We start from the raw sequence: 17,840 nt of genomic DNA, 5'->3' as shown, positions 1-17,840 counted from the left end.
GAAGAGCGGTTTCATGCAGGTTACGCCCACACTCACAGAGGGCCTGAAGCGGTCCTTTACCGTAGTTATCCCCGCTGCTGACCTGCAGGGCCGTTGTGATGCCCGTCTAGCTGAGGTGGGTCGTGATGTGAAGCTGCCGGGATTCCGTCCGGGTAAGGTGCCGGCTTCTGTCGTTAAGCAGCGCTTCGGTGAATCTGTGCAGGCGGAAGTAACTGAGAAGCTGGTGCAGGAGAGTGTGAAGTCCCTGCTCGAAGAGCGTGACATCCGTCCGGCTATGCAGCCGAAAGTTGATTTGGTTTCCGCTGGTACGGACGGCAAGGACCTTGAGTTCACGCTGGAAATGGAAGTCCTGCCGGAAATTCCGACACCGGACATGTCTGGCACGAAGCTGACTCGCTACACCGCCAAGGTGGCTGATGAGGTTGTCGAGAAAGCTCTTAACGAAGTCGCTGAGCGTAACCGCAAGTTCGAAACGATTGAAGAAGATCGTCCGGCTGGCAAGGGCGATGTCCTGAACGTAAACTTCGTTGGTAAAAAAGACGGTACGCCGTTTGATGGCGGTACGGCAGATGATGTCAATGTTGAGATCGGCGGTGCTGGTTTCATCCCCGGGTTTGCCGAGCAGATGGAAGGCATGAAGCCGGGTGAAGAGCGCACGATCACAGTGACCTTCCCGGAGAACTATCAGGCCAAGGAACTGGCTGGCCAGGAAGTGACCTTCGACATCAAGGTCAATGCGCTCAAGAAGCCCGTTAACCCGGCTATTGATGACGAGTTCGCCAAGTCCTTGGGGCTGGAGAGCGTCGAGCAGATGCGTAAGCTGATCACCGAGCAGGCAGAATCAGAGTACAATCAGCTTTCCCGTATGCGTATCAAGCGGGACCTGCTGGATGTTCTGGCCGAGAAGGTTGATTTCGAGGCTCCGCAGGGCATGGTTGATGCTGAGTTCGGCCAGATCTGGAGCCGTATCGAGGCAGAGCGCAAGAATGGCGGCCTTGATGAGAAGGATGCTGCTAAGGACGAAGAAACCCTGCGTGCCGATTATCGCAAGATTGCTGAGCGCCGGGTGAAGCTGGGTCTGCTGCTGGCTGAAATTGGCCGTAAACAGGACATCCAGATTTCTCAGGAAGAGCTGCTTTCCGCTATGCAGCAGGAAGCACGCCGTTATCCTGGGCAGGAGCAGGCCGTATTCGAGTTCTTCACGAAGAACCCTCAGGCCATTGATAGCCTGCGTGGCCCGATCCTTGAGAACAAGGTTGTCGATTATCTGATCGAGCTGGCTGAAGTGACAGATAAGGAAGTGACAGCCGAGGAACTGGCAGACATGCCAGATGCCGACTGATTGCCGAACCTGAAGGAAGAAGGGGGGCAGCAGCCGCTGCCCCTTTTTTTTGCTCTTGGCAGGAAAATTCCTCTGACATAAGTCCACTCCACACAGAGACAGGGGCTCAGGGTGTGTGCTAGGCTAGGGGGAGTTGTAAAGGAAAATACCTATGGGCATTGAAGATCGTAATCCTCTGGACGTGTTCAATAATACTCTTGTTCCAATGGTGGTGGAGCAGACCTCAAGGGGTGAGCGCTCTTTCGATATCTATTCCCGGCTTCTGCAGGAGCGTATCATTTTCCTGACAGGCCCGGTTTATGATCAGGTCTCTTCGTTGATTTGTGCGCAGCTGCTCTACCTTGAGAGCGTTAGCCCGACTAAGGAAATTTCCTTTTACATCAACAGCCCGGGCGGTGTTGTGTCGGCTGGTCTGGCTATGTACGACACCATGCAGTATATCCGCTCGCCGGTCAGTACGGTTTGTATTGGTCAGGCAGCTTCCATGGGGTCGCTGCTGTTGGCTGCTGGTGAGGCGGGACGGCGTTTTTGTCTGCCAAATGCCCGTGTAATGGTTCATCAACCCTCCGGTGGGGCGCAGGGGCAGGCTTCGGATATTGAGATTCAGGCTCGTGAAATCCTTCAGATCCGCCGCCGCCTGAACGAGATCTACCGTGAGCATACAGGGCGTGCTCTGGAAGAAATTGAAGAAGCGCTGGAGCGTGACCGTTATCTCTCCGCTACGGAAGCCAAGGAATTCGGGCTGGTCGATGAGGTCGTGACACGACACCCGGCGGAGAAGAAGAGGGCCTGATCTGATTATTCACAGGGTATTCAGGGGTCTGAACATACCCGTTTCCCATACGGGTTTGAGGAGCTGTAATGAGCGGAAAAGATAGCGATTCCAAGAATACGCTTTATTGTTCATTCTGTGGAAAGTCCCAGCATGAGGTGAAAAAACTCATCGCCGGACCGACCGTGTTCATCTGTAATGAATGTGTCGAGCTATGCACGGATATCATTCGTGAGGAGCGGAGTGCAGGCCCTGTAACCAGTGGTGAAGGGGTCCCGACCCCACGTGAGATCTGCCAGATCCTTAATGATTATGTCATTGGCCAGAGCGAAGCCAAGAAGGTGCTCTCGGTGGCTGTGCATAACCATTATAAGCGGCTGGAGCAGGCCGAGAAGGCCGGGGATGTCGAAATCGGCAAGGCCAATATCATGCTGATCGGCCCGACCGGTACAGGGAAGACCCTTCTGGCCCAGACGCTTGCCCGTATTCTTGATGTACCCTTTACGATGGCAGATGCCACAACGCTGACAGAAGCCGGGTATGTGGGTGAGGATGTTGAGAATATCATTCTCAAGCTACTTCAGGCCTGTGATTATAATGTCGAACGCGCTCAGCGTGGCATCGTCTATATTGATGAGATCGATAAGATTTCTCGTAAGGCGGAGAATCCGTCTATCACTCGTGATGTATCGGGTGAGGGGGTGCAGCAGGCTTTGCTGAAGCTGATGGAGGGGACTGTGGCGTCCGTTCCTCCGCAGGGTGGGCGCAAGCATCCGCAGCAGGAGTTTGTCCAGGTTGATACAACCAACATGCTCTTCATCTGTGGTGGCGCGTTCGCTGGGCTGGATAAGGTTATCAGTGCCCGGGGCAAGGGCAGCGGGATCGGTTTTGGGGCTGATGTGCGCTCCGAAGATGACCGCAAGCTGGGAGATATTCTTAAAGATATCGAGCCGGAAGACCTCATGAAATATGGTCTGATTCCGGAGTTCATTGGTCGTTTGCCCGTCATTGCGACATTGAATGATCTTGACGAAGCCGCTCTGGTCCAGATCCTGACAGAGCCGAAAAATGCTTTAATCAAACAGTATCAGCGTCTCTTCCAGATGGAAGGGGTTGAGCTGGAGTTTGAGGAAGACGCCATCAAGGGGATTGCTGCCCGTGCCATCGAGCGTCAGACAGGGGCTCGTGGTCTGCGTTCCATCATGGAGAAGATTCTGATGGAAACAATGTTTGACCTTCCCGGCAGAAAGAATGTTGAGAAGGTCGTTGTCAATCGTGATGTCGCAGAAGGCAAGGCTGAACCGGTATATGTCTACGGTCAGCAGGATGATGAAAAGAAAATGGCGGACTGACAGAAAAAAGTACTGGTAGAGTCATATTTCTGTCAGTGCTTTGCTATGGCGGGGTATTGTCCCTTATGCCTTGATACCCCACATAGAGACATTAATTGAAAGAACCCTCGCCGTGCCATTTTTATAGGGCGGCGTGGGTTTGATCGTCCGCTATGGAGATCCTGAAGCATGAGTGACGAAAAGAAACCAAAAACAAGTCGCCGCAAGACTGCCGATACGAAGACTTCCGGCGGCGGAAATGCGGGGCGTACACGGCGTACGACTTCCAATGCTGTTAAAGGCGAAGCGAGCAAGACTACGGCACCACGTAAAAAGGTAGCTGCTAGTAAGGCGCAGCCGGCAAAGGCCGCTACTGAAAAAAAGGTGGCTCGTAAAAAAGAGCAGCGGCCTGTCCTGCCTGTGCTGCCCTTGCGGAATATTGTTGTCTTCCCTCATATGATCGTCCCCCTTTTCGTGGGACGTGAAAAGTCTATCCATGCTCTGGACCAGATGCCGGAGGATGGCCGTGAGATCATCCTTGTTTCTCAGAAAGATGTAGGCAAGGATGAGCCGACCGTTGATGACGTCTTCCGTGTTGGGACGGTTGCCAGCGTTCTTCAGCTGCTGAAACTGCCTGATGGCACTGTAAAAGTGCTGGTGGAAGGGATGCGTCGTGTCCGTCTGGTCGAGTTGAAGGAGCAGGACGGGTATTTTCAGAGCTCTGTGGAGGATCTTCCCGATGAGCTGGGTGCTCGGGAGGGAGAGCGTGAGGCACTGGCCCGCTCTGCTGTAAAACGCTTTGAGGATTATGCCCGGCTGAACAAGAAAGTCGCCCCAGAGGTTCTGGCCTCCGTCAGCCATCTGGAAGACCCCTCCCGTTTGGCAGATACGATTGCTAGCCATCTTAATTTGCGGATTCCTGAGCGGCAGGAACTCTTGGAGACCCTCTCTGTTGAGGAGCGGTTAGAGCGTATTTTTGCCGGCATGGAAGCGGAAATCGATGTGCTTCAGGTAGAGAAGCGTATCCGCAGCCGTGTGAAAAAGCAGATGGAGAAAACCCAGCGGGAATATTATCTCAATGAGCAGATGAAGGCCATCCAGAAGGAGCTGGGTGAGAGTGAAGATGGTCGTGATGAACTCGGTGAGATCGAAGAAAAGATCGAGACGCAGGGCCTGAGCCAAGAGGCCAAGGACAAAGCCCGTGGTGAGCTGAAGAAGCTGCGGAACATGAGCCCGATGTCTGCTGAGGGTACAGTAGTCCGCAGCTATCTGGATTGGCTGGTCGCTCTGCCGTGGAAGAAACAGTCCAGATTGACCAAGTCTCTTCAGAAAGCCGAGGATGTTCTGGAGGCCGATCATTACGGGTTGGAGAAGATCAAGGAGCGTATTCTGGAGTATTTGGCTGTCCAGAGCCGCGCCAAGAAGCTGAAAGGCCCGATTCTCTGTCTGGTTGGCCCTCCGGGTGTTGGTAAGACCTCTCTGGCCCGGTCCATCGCCAGAGCGACGGGGCGGAAATATGTCCGTATGTCCCTTGGTGGTATGCGTGATGAATCCGAGATACGTGGTCACCGGCGGACCTATATTGGAGCCATGCCCGGTAAGATTATTCAGGGCGTTAAGAAAGCTGGGGTGAATAATCCGCTCTTCCTGCTGGATGAGGTGGACAAGCTCGGCTCCGATTGGCGTGGTGATCCGTCTTCGGCTCTTCTGGAGGTGCTGGACCCAGAGCAGAACAACACGTTTGGGGATCATTATCTCGAAGTCGAATATGATCTTTCGAACATCATGTTTATTGCGACGGCTAACTCCCTCGATATGCCGCAGCCGTTGCTGGACCGTATGGAGATCATCCGTCTGTCTGGCTATACGGAGCAGGAAAAGCTGGAAATTGCCAAAAGGCACCTTCTTGCCAAACAGGCCAAGGAACATAACCTGCGTCCCGATGAGTGGCATGTAACCGATGAAGCGCTTCTGGCCCTTATCCGTTCTTACACACGGGAAGCAGGGGTGCGTAGTCTGGAGCGGATGATCGCTCGTCTAGCCCGCAAGGCTGTGCGTGAGATTCTGTCTGGCACCGTGAATAAGATCGAGGTTACGCCAGAAACATTGGAGACCTACGCCGGCGTGCCACGTTACCGTCATAGCGAGGCAGACCAGGAAGATCAGGTTGGGATTGTGACCGGTCTGGCATGGACACAGGTGGGTGGTGAGATATTGACCATCGAGAGTCTGACCATGCCGGGTAAGGGGACGATCCGTCATACTGGTAAGCTCGGTGACGTGATGAAGGAGAGTGTCTCTGCGGCCTTTTCTTATGTGAAGTCCCGTGCTGAGACATTCGGGATTGATCCTGCCGTGCTGGAGAAGACGGATGTTCATGTGCATCTGCCGGAAGGTGCGGTGCCCAAGGATGGTCCTTCAGCCGGTTCAGCACTGACGACATCTCTAGTCAGCGTTCTGACACGTATCCCGGTCCGGCATGATGTCGCCATGACGGGGGAGGTGACCCTGCGTGGCCGTGTGCTGGAGATCGGCGGGCTGAAAGAGAAGCTACTGGCAGCTCTTCGGGCCGGGATCAAAACGGTTCTGATCCCGGAGGCAAACGTCAAAGACCTTGCCGAGATCCCGGAGAATGTGAAGGAAGGCCTAGAGATCATCCCTGTACAGCACATGGATGAGGTGCTGAATGTTGCGCTGACAGAACCGCCCAGAGCCTTGGCAACAGGGCCGGTGGCGGGCAGAAGCGGCAAGAAAGTGAACGGGGAAGGAATTTCTCGCTCAATTCGGCACTAAGTGGGGGTATTCTTGCCCTCCGGCTGTTGACGCGGACGAAAACCGCTTCATAGTGCAGATGTAAATTGCAATATGTGATTCTGGCCCCTTTCTGGGGCCGTCTCACCCAACCATTGGAAAGGCTTACCATGGAGAAACCTCTGAACAAGCAGGAACTCATTGCTTCTGTTGCCGAGGCTGCAGATCTTCCTAAGGCGAAGGCTGGTGATGTCGTGGATGCCGTGTTCGGCACCATCGAGAAGACCCTTGCTAAGGGGCAGGAAGTTCGCCTGGTAGGTTTTGGCAGCTTCGTGACAGCCACTCGTAAGGCTGCCAAGGGCCGCAATCCGCGCACTGGCGAAGAGATTGATATTCCGGCCTCCACGTCCGTGCGCTTTAAGCCGGGCAAGGGCCTGAAGGACGCTGTCAGCAAGTAAGGCTGGCATCGTAGCAACGGGGAAGATAATTTTTTGAAAAAAATGATAATTCCCTGTTGCGCTTCGAGGTGCTTTTGCATATAACTCGGGGCGGGCAATTAGCTCAGCGGTAGAGCGTCTCGTTTACACCGAGAGGGTCGGCGGTTCGATCCCGTCATTGCCCACCACCCTATATTAAGTTTTCTATGACCTGGCGTTTCGAACAATATGAAACGCTGGCATCCACTTCCGACCTCTGTCGGGAACGGGCTGAAGCCGGCGAAAGAGATAGGCTGGCTGTAATAGCAGAGCGACAGAGTGCTGCCCGCGGGAGCCGAGGGCGTAATTGGGATAGTGGCGAAGGAAATTTGGCTTTTTCCTTCCTTTTTCATTTTTCCGAGAATCAGAATCTGCGTAGCGTTCTACCATATTTGGTAGGGTTGGCCCTTTATGATGGGCTGGTTGCTGCTGCGGCTCTACCCGAGAAGAATCCTTCCATATTAAGGCTGAAATGGCCGAATGACCTGTTGCTGTCTGGTCGCAAGATGGCCGGTATTTTAATTGAGACCGGCCCTCTGACGAGTGCAGGGGGAGAGGCCACCAGTTGGGCAGTGATCGGCATGGGAGCGAACTTGCGTATGGCTCCGCATGTTGAAGGTCGAGACCTGGCAGCCTTGGCTGAATATTGCTCGCCACCGGAAGCACCAGCCTGTGCCAGAGCCATCGTGCAGGCTTTTGATAGCTGGATGGAACGTTGGCAGCATGAGGGGCAGAGCGTGGTATGGGATGGCTGGATGCAGCGTGCCCACCCTCTGGGCACTCGACTGATCCTTCGAAGGCATGGTAGGGAAGAGACAGGACAATTTGCCGGGCTTGATGCGCAGGGACATCTTTTGCTTGCACTGGACGGTGGTACTGTAACCTCGGTTGTGACGGGTGATGTGATCTGTGAGTAAGGGAGGAGATGTGCTGCTCGTCATTGATGCTGGCAATACGAATGTGGTTTTTGCCATTCATGATGGCGGGACATGGGTAGGCCGCTGGCGTATCTCGACAGATGACCGTAGAACGGCGGATGAATACGCTGTCTGGCTGCTCAGCTTGATGGAGCGTGTAGGACTGAGCCCGGATTGTATAACGCAGGCCATTATTGGGACGGTAGTTCCGGCTGCGTTGTATGATCTGAGGCGTTTATGCCGTTGCTGGCTGCATGTGGAGCCTCTTGTGGCTAATGATGAGCTGGACTGGCACATGGATGTGCTGGTGGATACCCCAGCGGAGTTGGGAGCGGATCGGCTGTTGAATGGCCTTGCTGCCCGTCAGCTTTATGGTGGCGGCCCGTTGGTGGTTGTGGATTTTGGAACGGCGACAACGTTCGATGTTGTCGATGCTCAGGGCCGTTATTGCGGTGGAGCGATTGCCCCGGGGGTTAATCTCTCGATGGATGCACTGCATCAGGCGGCGGCGCGGCTGCCCCGTGTCAGTGTCGGGCGACCTGTGGAAGCAATAGGCCGCAGCACGAGTGTTGCGATGCGATCAGGCCTCTTCTGGGGCTATGTGGGACTGGTCGAAGGAATTGTTCACCGCATTGCTGGTGAAATGCAGGAGAGCCCCAGAGTTGTGGCAACGGGCGGTCTGGCCCCGCTCTTCTCTGAGGGGACGACGTTATTTGATGAAGTGGCCCCTGACCTCACGCTGGAAGGACTGCGTCTTCTGGCCGAGCAGAATAGGGATCGTTTCATTACCGATTTTTCCGGGCAATAGGCCCATACCGCCTTCGGGCACCCTGATAACGCTTGAACAGGATATGATGCGTTTATGACAGAACAAAAGAGTGATTTTGCCTTCCTTCCACTTGGGGGGACGGGCGAAATTGGCATGAATTTCAATCTCTATCGCCTACGTGAGGATGGAGAAGAACATTGGTTGGCTATTGATTGCGGTATTGGCTTCTCTGGTAATGATACACCGGAAGCTGATGTGTTGCTGTCCGACCCGACATTCATTGCCGAGCGGCGGGAGAGTTTGCACGGGCTGGTCATCACTCACGCTCATGAAGACCACGTGGGGGCTGTGGCCCATCTTTGGCGGCAGCTTCGTTGTCCGGTCTATGCCACCCCATTCACTGCGGCTGTGCTGCGGCGTAAGTTGAGCGAGGCGAACCTTCAGAATCAGGTCGTCATTCATATTATCATGCCGGGTTCCCGCTTTGATGTGGGGCCGTTTGATCTTCAGTTCGTTCCGGTGACCCATTCCATTGTGGAAGCCCAGTCCGTGGCCATCCGCACTCCTCATGGTATTATTATCCATACGGGGGACTGGAAGCTGGACCCGACACCACTGGTTGGCCCAGTAACGGATGAGGATGCGTTCCGTGCGCTGGGTGATGAGGGTGTCCTCGCAATGGTGGGTGACAGCACAAACGTCATGAAGGAAGGACGTTCCCAGTCTGAGGCCGATGTTCGTGTTGGTTTGACGGAAATGATTGCAAAGCTGGAAGGGCGTGTCGCCGTGACATGCTTTGCCAGTAACGTTGCCCGTGTGGAGAGCATCGCTAAGGCTGGTTTGGCCTCTGGTCGTGAGATCATGGTGGTTGGGCGTTCCTTGCGCAATCTGGAAGCCGCAGCCCGTGAATGTGGTTATTTCTCGGACCTGCCGCCCTTCCTGACGGAATATGACATCAAGGATGTTCCGGATGAGAATCTGTTGATGATCATTACAGGTAGTCAGGGTGAGGCACGTTCTGCCCTGTCTCGCATTGCCTGTGATACTCATTCTACGATTTCGCTGGGTGAGGGGGATACGGTCATTTATAGTTCCCGTGTCATTCCGGGGAATGAGCAGGCCGTTATGACCGTGCAGGATAACTTGACCCGCCGTGGCGTAACTGTCCTGACGGATAAAGATGGCATGGTGCATACATCCGGTCATGCAACTGGTGGTGATATTCGTCACCTCTACAGTCTGGTCCGGCCCCGTTACAGCATCCCTACACATGGGGAATGGCGCCATCTGACGGCGCATGGGGCGTTGGCCCGTGAATGTGGCGCAGAGGCTGTGTTGCTGGAAGATGGTGATATCCTCAATCTGGGGCCGGGACCGGTCGAGGTGGTCGATACGGCACCAACGGGCCTGTTGGCTCTAGATGGTGATCGCCTCCTGCCTATGACGGGTGGTGTATTGGCTGCCCGTCGCCGGATGCTCTTTAACGGTATGGTGCTGGCCAGCTTTGCGGTGGATGATGAAGGTTACGTCATCGGGGAGCCTCGCATCAGTGCGCCGGGCCTATTGGAGCGGGATGACCCTGAAAGTACGCGTATTCGTGAAGAATTTGCGTATGCCATTGATGAGATTCCCGATGAATTCCGGCAGGATGATCAGGCGTTCCGTGATGCAGCACGCACGGCCCTGCGTCGGGCTCTAGGCCGGAAGTTGCGGAAGCGTCCGCTGGTTGATGTCCATCTCCTGCGCGTCTGAGGAAAAAGAACATGCGGTTAAGTCAGGCTTTCCAGCCCACTCTGAAAGAAGTTCCGGCGGAGGCGCAGATTGCCTCTCATCGGTTGATGTTGCGGGCTGGCCTTGTGCGGCAGTCCTCATCGGGCATTTATACATGGCTGCCCGCAGGTCTGCGTGTCCTGCGGAATATTGCTAACATTGTGCGGCAGGAGCAGGACCGGATTGGCGGGCAGGAAATCCTGATGCCAACCGTTCAGTCGGCCGAGCTATGGCGGCGTTCTGGTCGTTACGATGCCTATGGCCCGGAGATGCTGCGTATTAAGGATAGGCAGGATCGTGAGATGCTCTACGGTCCGACCAATGAGGAAATGGTGACGGATCTTTTTGGCGGTACGGTAAAATCATACCGTGAATTGCCGAAGATGCTTTATCATATCCAGTGGAAATTCCGGGATGAGATCCGCCCTCGTTTCGGTGTGATGCGTGGCCGTGAATTCTACATGAAGGACGGTTATAGCTTCGATCTCTCTTACGATGATGCTGTGCGGAGCTATTACCGCATCATGCTGTCATATCTGAAGATTTTCCGCCGTCTGGGTGTACAGGCCGTGCCGATGGCAGCCGATACGGGGCCGATTGGTGGTGAACTCAGCCACGAATTTCTCGTTCTTGCCCCGACTGGGGAGAGCGAGGTCTTTTATGATGCTGGCTGGGATGAGATCGACTGGGATAGCATCGGCCTCGATCCGCAGAAGGAGGAGGACCTCCAGAAGCTGCGTGAGATCGTAAAGACGACTTACTCTGCTACGGATGAAAAGCACGATCTTTCCACATGGGAGAACGTGCCGGAAGATCGCCGCCGTGGTGGCCGTGGGATTGAGGTTGGTCACATCTTCTATTTCGGTACGAAATATACCGAATCTATGGGGGTAGAAGTGAGTGGTGCTGATGGTGCGCCTCTGCATCCTCATATGGGGTCTTATGGTATCGGGGTGTCCCGTCTGGTTGGGGCCATCATTGAGGCCTCCCATGATGACGCTGGCATTATCTGGCCGGAAGAAGTGGCTCCCTATCGTGCGGCTCTACTCAATCTCCGTCCCGGTGATGCATTGTGTGACCAGCTTTGCGAGAGCATTTATAGCCGTGACCCAGAAGGCCTGCTCTATGATGACCGCTCCGACCGTGCTGGTGTGAAGTTTAATGATGCCGATCTGATGGGTCATCCGTGGCAGATCATTGTCGGTCCCCGTGGGGCTAAGGCAGGCATGGTGGAGCTGAAGCATCGTGCTACCGGCGAGCGGAGCGAACTGCCTCTGGATGAGGCTCTGGCGAAACTGGGGCTTGCCTGATCATGTTCGGGCGATTTGAGCGGACAGTTGCCCTGCGCTATTTGCGTGCCCGTAAGGGAGAACGCTTTGCATCCGTCATTGCGCTCTTTTCCCTTGTTGGGATCGCTCTGGGGGTAGCGACGCTCATTATCGTCATGGCCGTGATGAACGGTTTTAAGGCCGATCTGATGGGGCGGATTCTCGGTCTGCATGGGGACCTGAACGTCTATGCCTATGGGCAGGTCATCCGGGAATACAAGGATGATGCGGCGTTGATCCGGAAGGTTCCCGGTGTGACGCAGGTTCTGCCCATGACGCAGGGCACGGTCCTTGCAGAAGCGGGGCGTTATTCCACGGGTGCCATGCTGGAAGGGCTGGCGCAGGATGACTTGCGGAGCTGGAAAGCCCTTAGTGATGGAATCATGGAAGGCAGTTTGGATGACTTCCAGGGTGATTCTGCTGTGGCCGTGGGGGTTACGCTGGCCGAGCGTGCTGGCCTGCATGTCGGTTCGCCACTGACCATCCTGTCTCCCAACGGGCAGGCCACACCATTCGGCACGATGCCACGAGTGCGGAAACTGCATGTGGCTGTGATCTTCGATGCCAACTGGAATGATTATAACAGCAACATCATTCTCATGCCGTTGGCGGCCTCCCAGAAATTCCTAATGATGGGAGATGGGGTCTCGTTGATGCAGGTCAGCACGTCCGACCCGCTGCATGTCAGACCTATCAGCCGTCAGATTACGGAGGCCTTGAATGATCCCCGTCTTCAGGTGCTGGACTGGACACAAAGTGCCAATGGTTTTCTGGATGCCGTGACAGTGGAACAGAATGTGATGTTCCTCATTCTCACGCTCATCATTCTTGTGGCGGCCTTTAACGTGATTTCCTCGCTCATCATGATGGTTAAGGACAAAACACGGGACATTGCTGTGCTAAGGACCTTCGGGGCCAGTCGGGGCAGTGTGATGCGGATTTTCCTTATGTGCGGGGCATCCGTTGGCGTGGTGGGAACGGTTGTGGGAACAGGGCTAGGCATTTGCTTCGCCTTGAATATCGAGCGGATCCGACACGTGCTGGAATCCCTAACGGGTACGGACCTGTTCAATCCAGAGGTTTATTTTCTTGCCCGGCTCCCAGCCCGCTTAGTTTGGTCGCAGGTCGTGGAAGTCGCCGTGCTGTCATTGGTTCTCTCGCTGTTGGCTACGCTATATCCCTCATGGCGTGCGGCAAAGACCGACCCGGTGGAGGCTCTGCGGCATGAGTGAGACAAAGCAGACCACAGTTTTAACGCTTGAAGCACTGGGGCGGTCCTTTCATTCCGGTGATGAAGAGCTGCATATCCTACGGGGGGCCAACTTCGCCCTGAAGAGCGGTGAGTTGGTGTCGCTTGTGGCACCAAGCGGAACGGGTAAATCTACCTTGCTCCATCTGGCTGGCCTGCTAGAGCGCCCTGATAGGGGTGAGGTCTTCATTAAAGGGCAGTCTACGTCCAAACTGGGCGAGGCGGGGCGTACAGCTCTGCGGCGGGATGAAATCGGTTTTGTGTACCAGTTTCATCATTTGTTGAGGGAATTTACGGCCGTAGAAAATGTCATGCTGCCTCAGCTTGCGGCAGGCGTGAAACCCGCCGAGGCTCGGAAGCGTGCGGAAGACCTGTTGGGCCGTTTTGGTTTGTCTCATCGATTGGCGGCCTTGCCGGGGCGTATGTCTGGCGGGGAGCAGCAGCGGACGGCGATTGCTCGTGCACTGGCAAATCGGCCCAGTTTGCTGCTGGCTGATGAGCCGACGGGCAATCTGGATACAAAGACGGCTGATCTCGTCTTTACTGAGCTGATGCGTGTTGTGCGGGAAGAAGGCGTAGCAGCTTTGATCGCTACTCATAATGAAGCTCTGGCCGCAGCGATGGACCGTACTGTCACATTGTATGAAGGGCGGATCATTCCTTTTCAGGAATAGGGGTGTTTTCTATTCCGAACTGGAGTGGGAGCATGGTAAATATAGTCCATGTCCTATGCCAGCTTTGTTCATCTTCGCAATCATTCCGCTTACTCCCTTAGTCAGGGAGCGATCCGTGTCTCCGAACTTGTAGAGCTGGCGAAAAAGAATGCCATGCCTGCCGTGGCTCTGACGGATAGCGGCAACATGTTTGGTGGGTTGGAGTTCTCCCAGAGCTGCCGCAAGGCCGGTGTGCAGCCCATCATTGGGTGCCAGCTGGCCTTGCCATCAGCTTCGGGTAGGCCCGGTGTCCCAGCGGAGCCGCTGGTCGTTCTAGCCCGGACAGAAGAAGGGCTGGAGAATCTCCAATATCTTTCCACGCAGGGCTTTTTGAATGGAGATTCGGCCGATCCGTCCATGCCGCTGGATGTGCTGTGCAGCCGTGCCAGCGGGTTGTTTCTGCTGACAGGTGGCAACCGGGGGCCGATTAACCGGCTTTTGCTAGGGGAGCAGAAGGTTGCTGCAAAGCAGATGCTTGAGCGTTTCAAGGAAGCGTTTGAGGGCTATGTAGCGGTTGAGATTAACCGGTTGGATGAAGCCGGAGAGGAGATCACCGAGCCGCAGCTAATCGCTCTGGCGGATGAGTTGGACTTGCCTCTTGTGGCAACCAATGAATGTTTCTTCCCAAAGCCGGAACTTCATGAAGCGCATGATGCGTTGCTCTGCATTGCACAGGGGCGCACCATGGCGGAGGAAGACCGCTGGCGTGTCTCCCCTCAGGCATGGTTCAAGACGCCAGAGGAAATGCGGAAGCTGTTCCACGACCTGCCGGAAGCGTGTGACAATACGTTGGTAATTGCCCGCCATTGTGCCGTAGCGGTGAATACCCGCAAGCCACTTTTGCCGGTCTGCCCGAAGGTTCGTGAGGGGAGTACAGAAGAAGAAACCCTGCGGGCCATGGCGTGGGAGGGGCTGGAGAAGCGACTGGCCGTTATGAAGGACGGTGAATCCCATCGGGCAGAGTATGAGGATCGGTTAGAAACCGAACTAAAAATCATCGCCGATATGGGCTTCCCCGGTTACTTCCTCATTGTGGCGGACTTCATCCAGTGGGCTAAAGCACATGATATTCCAGTAGGGCCGGGGCGTGGGTCTGGTGCAGGGTCGCTGGTGGCCTATGCGCTGACCATCACGGATATTGACCCTATTCCGTTCGGGCTGCTGTTTGAGCGGTTCCTGAATCCTGAACGTGTCTCCATGCCGGACTTTGATATCGATTTCTGTCAGGATCGGCGAGATGAGGTCATTCGCTATGTTCGGAACGAATATGGCCATGAACGTGTGGCGCAGATCATCACTTTTGGGAAGCTCCAAGCCAAGGCAGCCGTGCGCGATGTGGGGCGTGTGCTGGGCCTGCCTTACGGTATGGTCAACCGTGTTGCGGAGCTGATTCCGAATAATCCGGCTAAGCCGACCCCTCTGGCACAGGCTATTGAGGAAGAGCCTCGCCTGCAGGAGATGCGGGATACGGATGAGATGATCCGCCGCCTTCTGGAAATCGCCCTGCAGCTGGAAGGGCTGTACCGTCATGCTTCGACCCATGCAGCTGGTGTAGTGATCGGTGATCGTGATCTTGTAGAGCTTGTGCCGCTCTATCGCGATCCACGAAGTGAGATGCTGGTTACCCAGTATAACATGAAGTTCGTGGAGCAAGCCGGGCTGGTTAAGTTCGACTTTCTGGGGCTGACGACGCTGACCATCCTCAAGCGGGGTGTCGATTTCCTGAAGCAGTTGGGTGAGGAGGTGGACCTCTCCCATATTCCGCTGGATGACAAAAAGACCTTCGAGATGATGGCCCGTGGGGACACGGCGGGCGTGTTCCAGTTCGAAGGGGCGGGTATGAGGGACATGCTCAAGCAGATGGCGGCCAGTCGTTTGGAAGACTTGATCGCCGGTGTGTCGCTCTACCGACCCGGCCCGATGGAAAATATTCCCGAATATTGCCGCCGCAAACACGGTGCACCGTGGGAACCGCCGCATGAGGAGATCCGCCCAATCCTGGAAGAGACCTACGGCATTATGGTCTATCAGGAACAGGTGATGCAGATTGCCCAGAAGATGGCCGGCTACAGTCTGGGCGGTGCTGACCTGCTGCGGCGGGCTATGGGTAAGAAGATCGCCTCGGAGATGGAAAAGCAGCGAGCCATCTTCTGCGAAGGTGCTACGAAGCGGGGCATTACAGCGGAGAAGGCCGAAGAGGTGTTCGACCTCATGGCTAAATTCGCCAATTATGGGTTCAATAAATCCCATGCAGCAGCCTATGCCTTTGTTTCGTACCAGACAGCATGGATGAAGGCGAACCATCCAGTGGCGTTCCTTGCAGGCTGTATGTCTCTGGCACGAGAAAAGACAGAAAAGCTGGCGGCTCTTTGTCAGGAAGCTAGGCGGATGGGGATTCCCGTCCTGCCGGTGGACATTAATAAATCGCAGGCCGATTTTTCCATTGAGAAAATGGAAGATGGACAGCTGGGCATCCGTTACGCTCTGGCTGCCGTCAAGCGGGTTGGGTTCGTAGCGATGGAAGGTTTGGTGCGGGACCGAGGAGGGAAGCCATTCTGTGACCTGACCGATTTTGCAGAACGGTGTGATTCCCGGCACATCAACAAGATACAGATGGAGAGTCTGGCTAAGGCAGGAGCTTTCGAGAGTCTGGAGCCGGACCGTCACACGGTTTTTGCTAGTGCGGAAATCATTCTGCGCCGGGCGCAGTCCCGTGCACAGGAGAAGGAAGTAGGACAAGCGGGGCTTTTTGGCGGTGGCGTAGATAGCAGCTTACGGGAAGTTTTGCGGTTGAAGAAGGTTCGTCCGTGGCCAGATTTTGAGCGGCTCTCCCATGAGGCCAGCGTTATCGGCTTTCATATGAGCGCCCATCCGTTGGATGCCTATAAGCAGGTGTTGCGCCGATTGGGGATTACGCCAGCCCTTCAGTTGGAGAGCAAGGCGCATGAAGGCGTGATGCGTGTTTCTATTGCTGGGTGTGTGGTGGACAAAAAGGAGCGTCCCACAAAAACAGGCAAAAAGATGGCGTGGGTCACACTGACGGATGCTACCGGCGGCTGTGAGGTCACGCTATTTTCCGAAACATTGCAGAGCTGCCGGGATTTGCTTGTGGCGGGTCAGGCTGTACTCGTGCAGGCGGAATTGAAGCTGGATGGAGACGCCCTGCGTATCACGGCGAATAGCGTGCAGGACCTAGAAACAGCAGCTGCCAATGAGCAAGGGGAGTTGCGTATCTGGATTGATAATGAGGTCGCTTTGTCCCCCCTTCATGACATGCTGAATGATGTCCGAGGCGGGCAAGGGCGTGTTGTGCTGTTGCCGACAGTTGAGGAAACACAGGCTATTGAGATCAGGTTACCAGGTTTCTACCGTGTTACGCCCCGTCTGGCTGAGCAGATGCACACGTTGGAGGGGATCAAAAAGTTGGAACAGGTTTGAAAAAGAAAAGTCCCGCCAGAGAGGCGGGACTTTTTCGCATTAGGCATTAGAATGCGATGGGGATACTAATACCATTGACCGTGATGGTCCCTTTATTCACGCTGATGTGCCAACCTACATGATGGTCTGGCTCGTCCTTGCTAAAAATGCGGGCAATAGTTAAGGCTGCCTGGATCTTGGCCGGTGCTAGCTGGTGGACTTGAGAAATCATCTTGCCAATTCGACCAATGGAGAGGTGGATATTGGCTTGGAGGTTCTTGGTCCCCTCGCCAGCAACAACGGTTCCCGACCCCTTTATATCACTGCCATTGATAGCGGTCTGAAGGCTGTTAATGGTCAGATGATAAGGTGGTTTTGCGGCGGGTACGAAGCTGACATCGCCAGAGAGGGCAGGGGGAAGCAGAATCGCCCCAGCTGAATGAAGGCCCTCTGCAGAGAATACGACATGAATGGTCGGCGTGGTGCTGAGAACATTGACATGCGCTGAGCTGGCCGTGGAGACCCGGTCTGGACGGGTCATGGTGATGCCGGCCCAGTGTAGTTCTGGCAGGGTATTTTTTACTTCTTCTATTTCTGGCAGAGGCTGGGTAGAGCAAACATCTGTCATGCCCCGGTGATAAGCCGTCAGTGCGGCATAAGCGACCGCCGCATTGAGGCGGGTTAGGGCGGCTGCATCCAATTTCTTCTTGTGATCAACTGCTGTGGTGGAGGTGACCGAGATGCGGTGCTGGGTACCTGTTAGCTCGGCCTGCATGCCTTTGATCGTGACACCATGCCCAGTTTTGATGACCTGCCCGGGAGAGTAGGTGAAACATTCTGCTGAAAGGTGCGGCAATGTATCAGCCGAGGCGGCAGGCAGGGTAGTCAGACCGCCTAGTGCCAGTAGGGAGAAACCAGCTGTACTGGCTAGCATACGGAGAAAACGGGCAGGATGATGTAGCATAATGCCTCGAAGAGTGGCGGAGTCTGAAAGGTCTGGCAATG

13 protein-coding genes and 1 tRNA gene are annotated in these 17,840 nt (G+C 55.1%); 13 read left to right on the top strand and 1 reads right to left on the bottom strand.

Annotation, left to right across the window (positions count from 1 at the left end):
* The first annotated feature begins 13 nt into the window (after window positions 1-13).
* The 13 genes from tig to dnaE all read left to right on the top strand — a co-directional run bounded on the left by tig (window position 14) and on the right by dnaE (window position 16,856).
* Window positions 14-1,342 carry a trigger factor gene (gene tig, locus AL01_RS02445; RefSeq protein WP_077395663.1) on the top strand — a complete coding sequence of 443 codons (1,329 nt, stop codon included), beginning with the start codon at window positions 14-16 and terminating at the stop codon, window positions 1,340-1,342.
* Between the two features lie 151 nt (window positions 1,343-1,493).
* The gene (locus AL01_RS02440) at window positions 1,494-2,135 is read left to right on the top strand and encodes an ATP-dependent Clp protease proteolytic subunit (protein WP_077395662.1); all 642 of its coding nucleotides are present in this window, start codon (window positions 1,494-1,496) and stop codon (window positions 2,133-2,135) included.
* 68 nt (window positions 2,136-2,203) lie between these two features.
* Window positions 2,204-3,466, top strand: a complete 1,263-nt coding sequence (gene clpX, locus AL01_RS02435) for an ATP-dependent Clp protease ATP-binding subunit ClpX (protein ID WP_077395661.1) — start codon at window positions 2,204-2,206, stop codon at window positions 3,464-3,466.
* 168 nt (window positions 3,467-3,634) lie between these two features.
* Window positions 3,635-6,238 carry an endopeptidase La gene (gene lon, locus AL01_RS02430; RefSeq protein ID WP_077395660.1) on the top strand — a complete coding sequence of 868 codons (2,604 nt, stop codon included), beginning with the start codon at window positions 3,635-3,637 and terminating at the stop codon, window positions 6,236-6,238.
* A 128-nt stretch (window positions 6,239-6,366) separates the two neighbouring features.
* Window positions 6,367-6,654: an HU family DNA-binding protein gene (locus AL01_RS02425; RefSeq protein ID WP_043559910.1), complete on the top strand. Its 288-nt coding sequence runs from the start codon at window positions 6,367-6,369 to the stop codon at window positions 6,652-6,654.
* Between the two features lie 92 nt (window positions 6,655-6,746).
* A tRNA-Val gene (locus AL01_RS02420) sits at window positions 6,747-6,821 on the top strand.
* 18 nt (window positions 6,822-6,839) lie between these two features.
* On the top strand, window positions 6,840-7,589 hold the full coding sequence (locus AL01_RS02415) for a biotin--[acetyl-CoA-carboxylase] ligase (RefSeq protein ID WP_077395659.1): 750 nt from the start codon (window positions 6,840-6,842) through the stop codon (window positions 7,587-7,589).
* A 10-nt stretch (window positions 7,590-7,599) separates the two neighbouring features.
* Window positions 7,600-8,397 carry a type III pantothenate kinase gene (locus AL01_RS02410; RefSeq protein WP_077395658.1) on the top strand — a complete coding sequence of 266 codons (798 nt, stop codon included), beginning with the start codon at window positions 7,600-7,602 and terminating at the stop codon, window positions 8,395-8,397.
* Between the two features lie 54 nt (window positions 8,398-8,451).
* On the top strand, window positions 8,452-10,110 hold the full coding sequence (locus AL01_RS02405) for a ribonuclease J (RefSeq protein ID WP_077395657.1): 1,659 nt from the start codon (window positions 8,452-8,454) through the stop codon (window positions 10,108-10,110).
* Window positions 10,111-10,121: 11 nt separating this feature from the next.
* Window positions 10,122-11,438 carry a proline--tRNA ligase gene (gene proS / locus AL01_RS02400; RefSeq protein WP_077395656.1) on the top strand — a complete coding sequence of 439 codons (1,317 nt, stop codon included), beginning with the start codon at window positions 10,122-10,124 and terminating at the stop codon, window positions 11,436-11,438.
* Between the two features lie 2 nt (window positions 11,439-11,440).
* Complete coding sequence (locus AL01_RS02395) at window positions 11,441-12,688, top strand: lipoprotein-releasing ABC transporter permease subunit (protein WP_077395655.1); 1,248 nt, start codon at window positions 11,441-11,443, stop codon at window positions 12,686-12,688.
* On the top strand, window positions 12,681-13,379 hold the full coding sequence (locus tag AL01_RS02390; RefSeq protein ID WP_077395654.1) for an ABC transporter ATP-binding protein: 699 nt from the start codon (window positions 12,681-12,683) through the stop codon (window positions 13,377-13,379). Before AL01_RS02395 ends, AL01_RS02390 begins: the two co-directional genes overlap by 8 nt.
* A gap of 48 nt (window positions 13,380-13,427) precedes the next feature.
* On the top strand, window positions 13,428-16,856 hold the full coding sequence (gene dnaE, locus AL01_RS02385) for a DNA polymerase III subunit alpha (protein ID WP_077395653.1): 3,429 nt from the start codon (window positions 13,428-13,430) through the stop codon (window positions 16,854-16,856).
* A 46-nt stretch (window positions 16,857-16,902) separates the two neighbouring features.
* On the opposite strand, the gene AL01_RS02380 is transcribed toward dnaE, so the two are convergent.
* A complete protein-coding gene (locus AL01_RS02380) occupies window positions 16,903-17,799 on the bottom strand; it encodes a hypothetical protein (RefSeq protein ID WP_077395652.1) in 897 nt (298 codons plus the stop codon).
* Window positions 17,800-17,840: the final 41 nt, after the last annotated feature.

This window comes from Bombella intestini (genome assembly GCF_002003665.1).
Lineage (GTDB): Bacteria > Pseudomonadota > Alphaproteobacteria > Acetobacterales > Acetobacteraceae > Bombella > Bombella intestini.
This window is presented reverse-complemented; position numbering and strand designations above follow the sequence as displayed.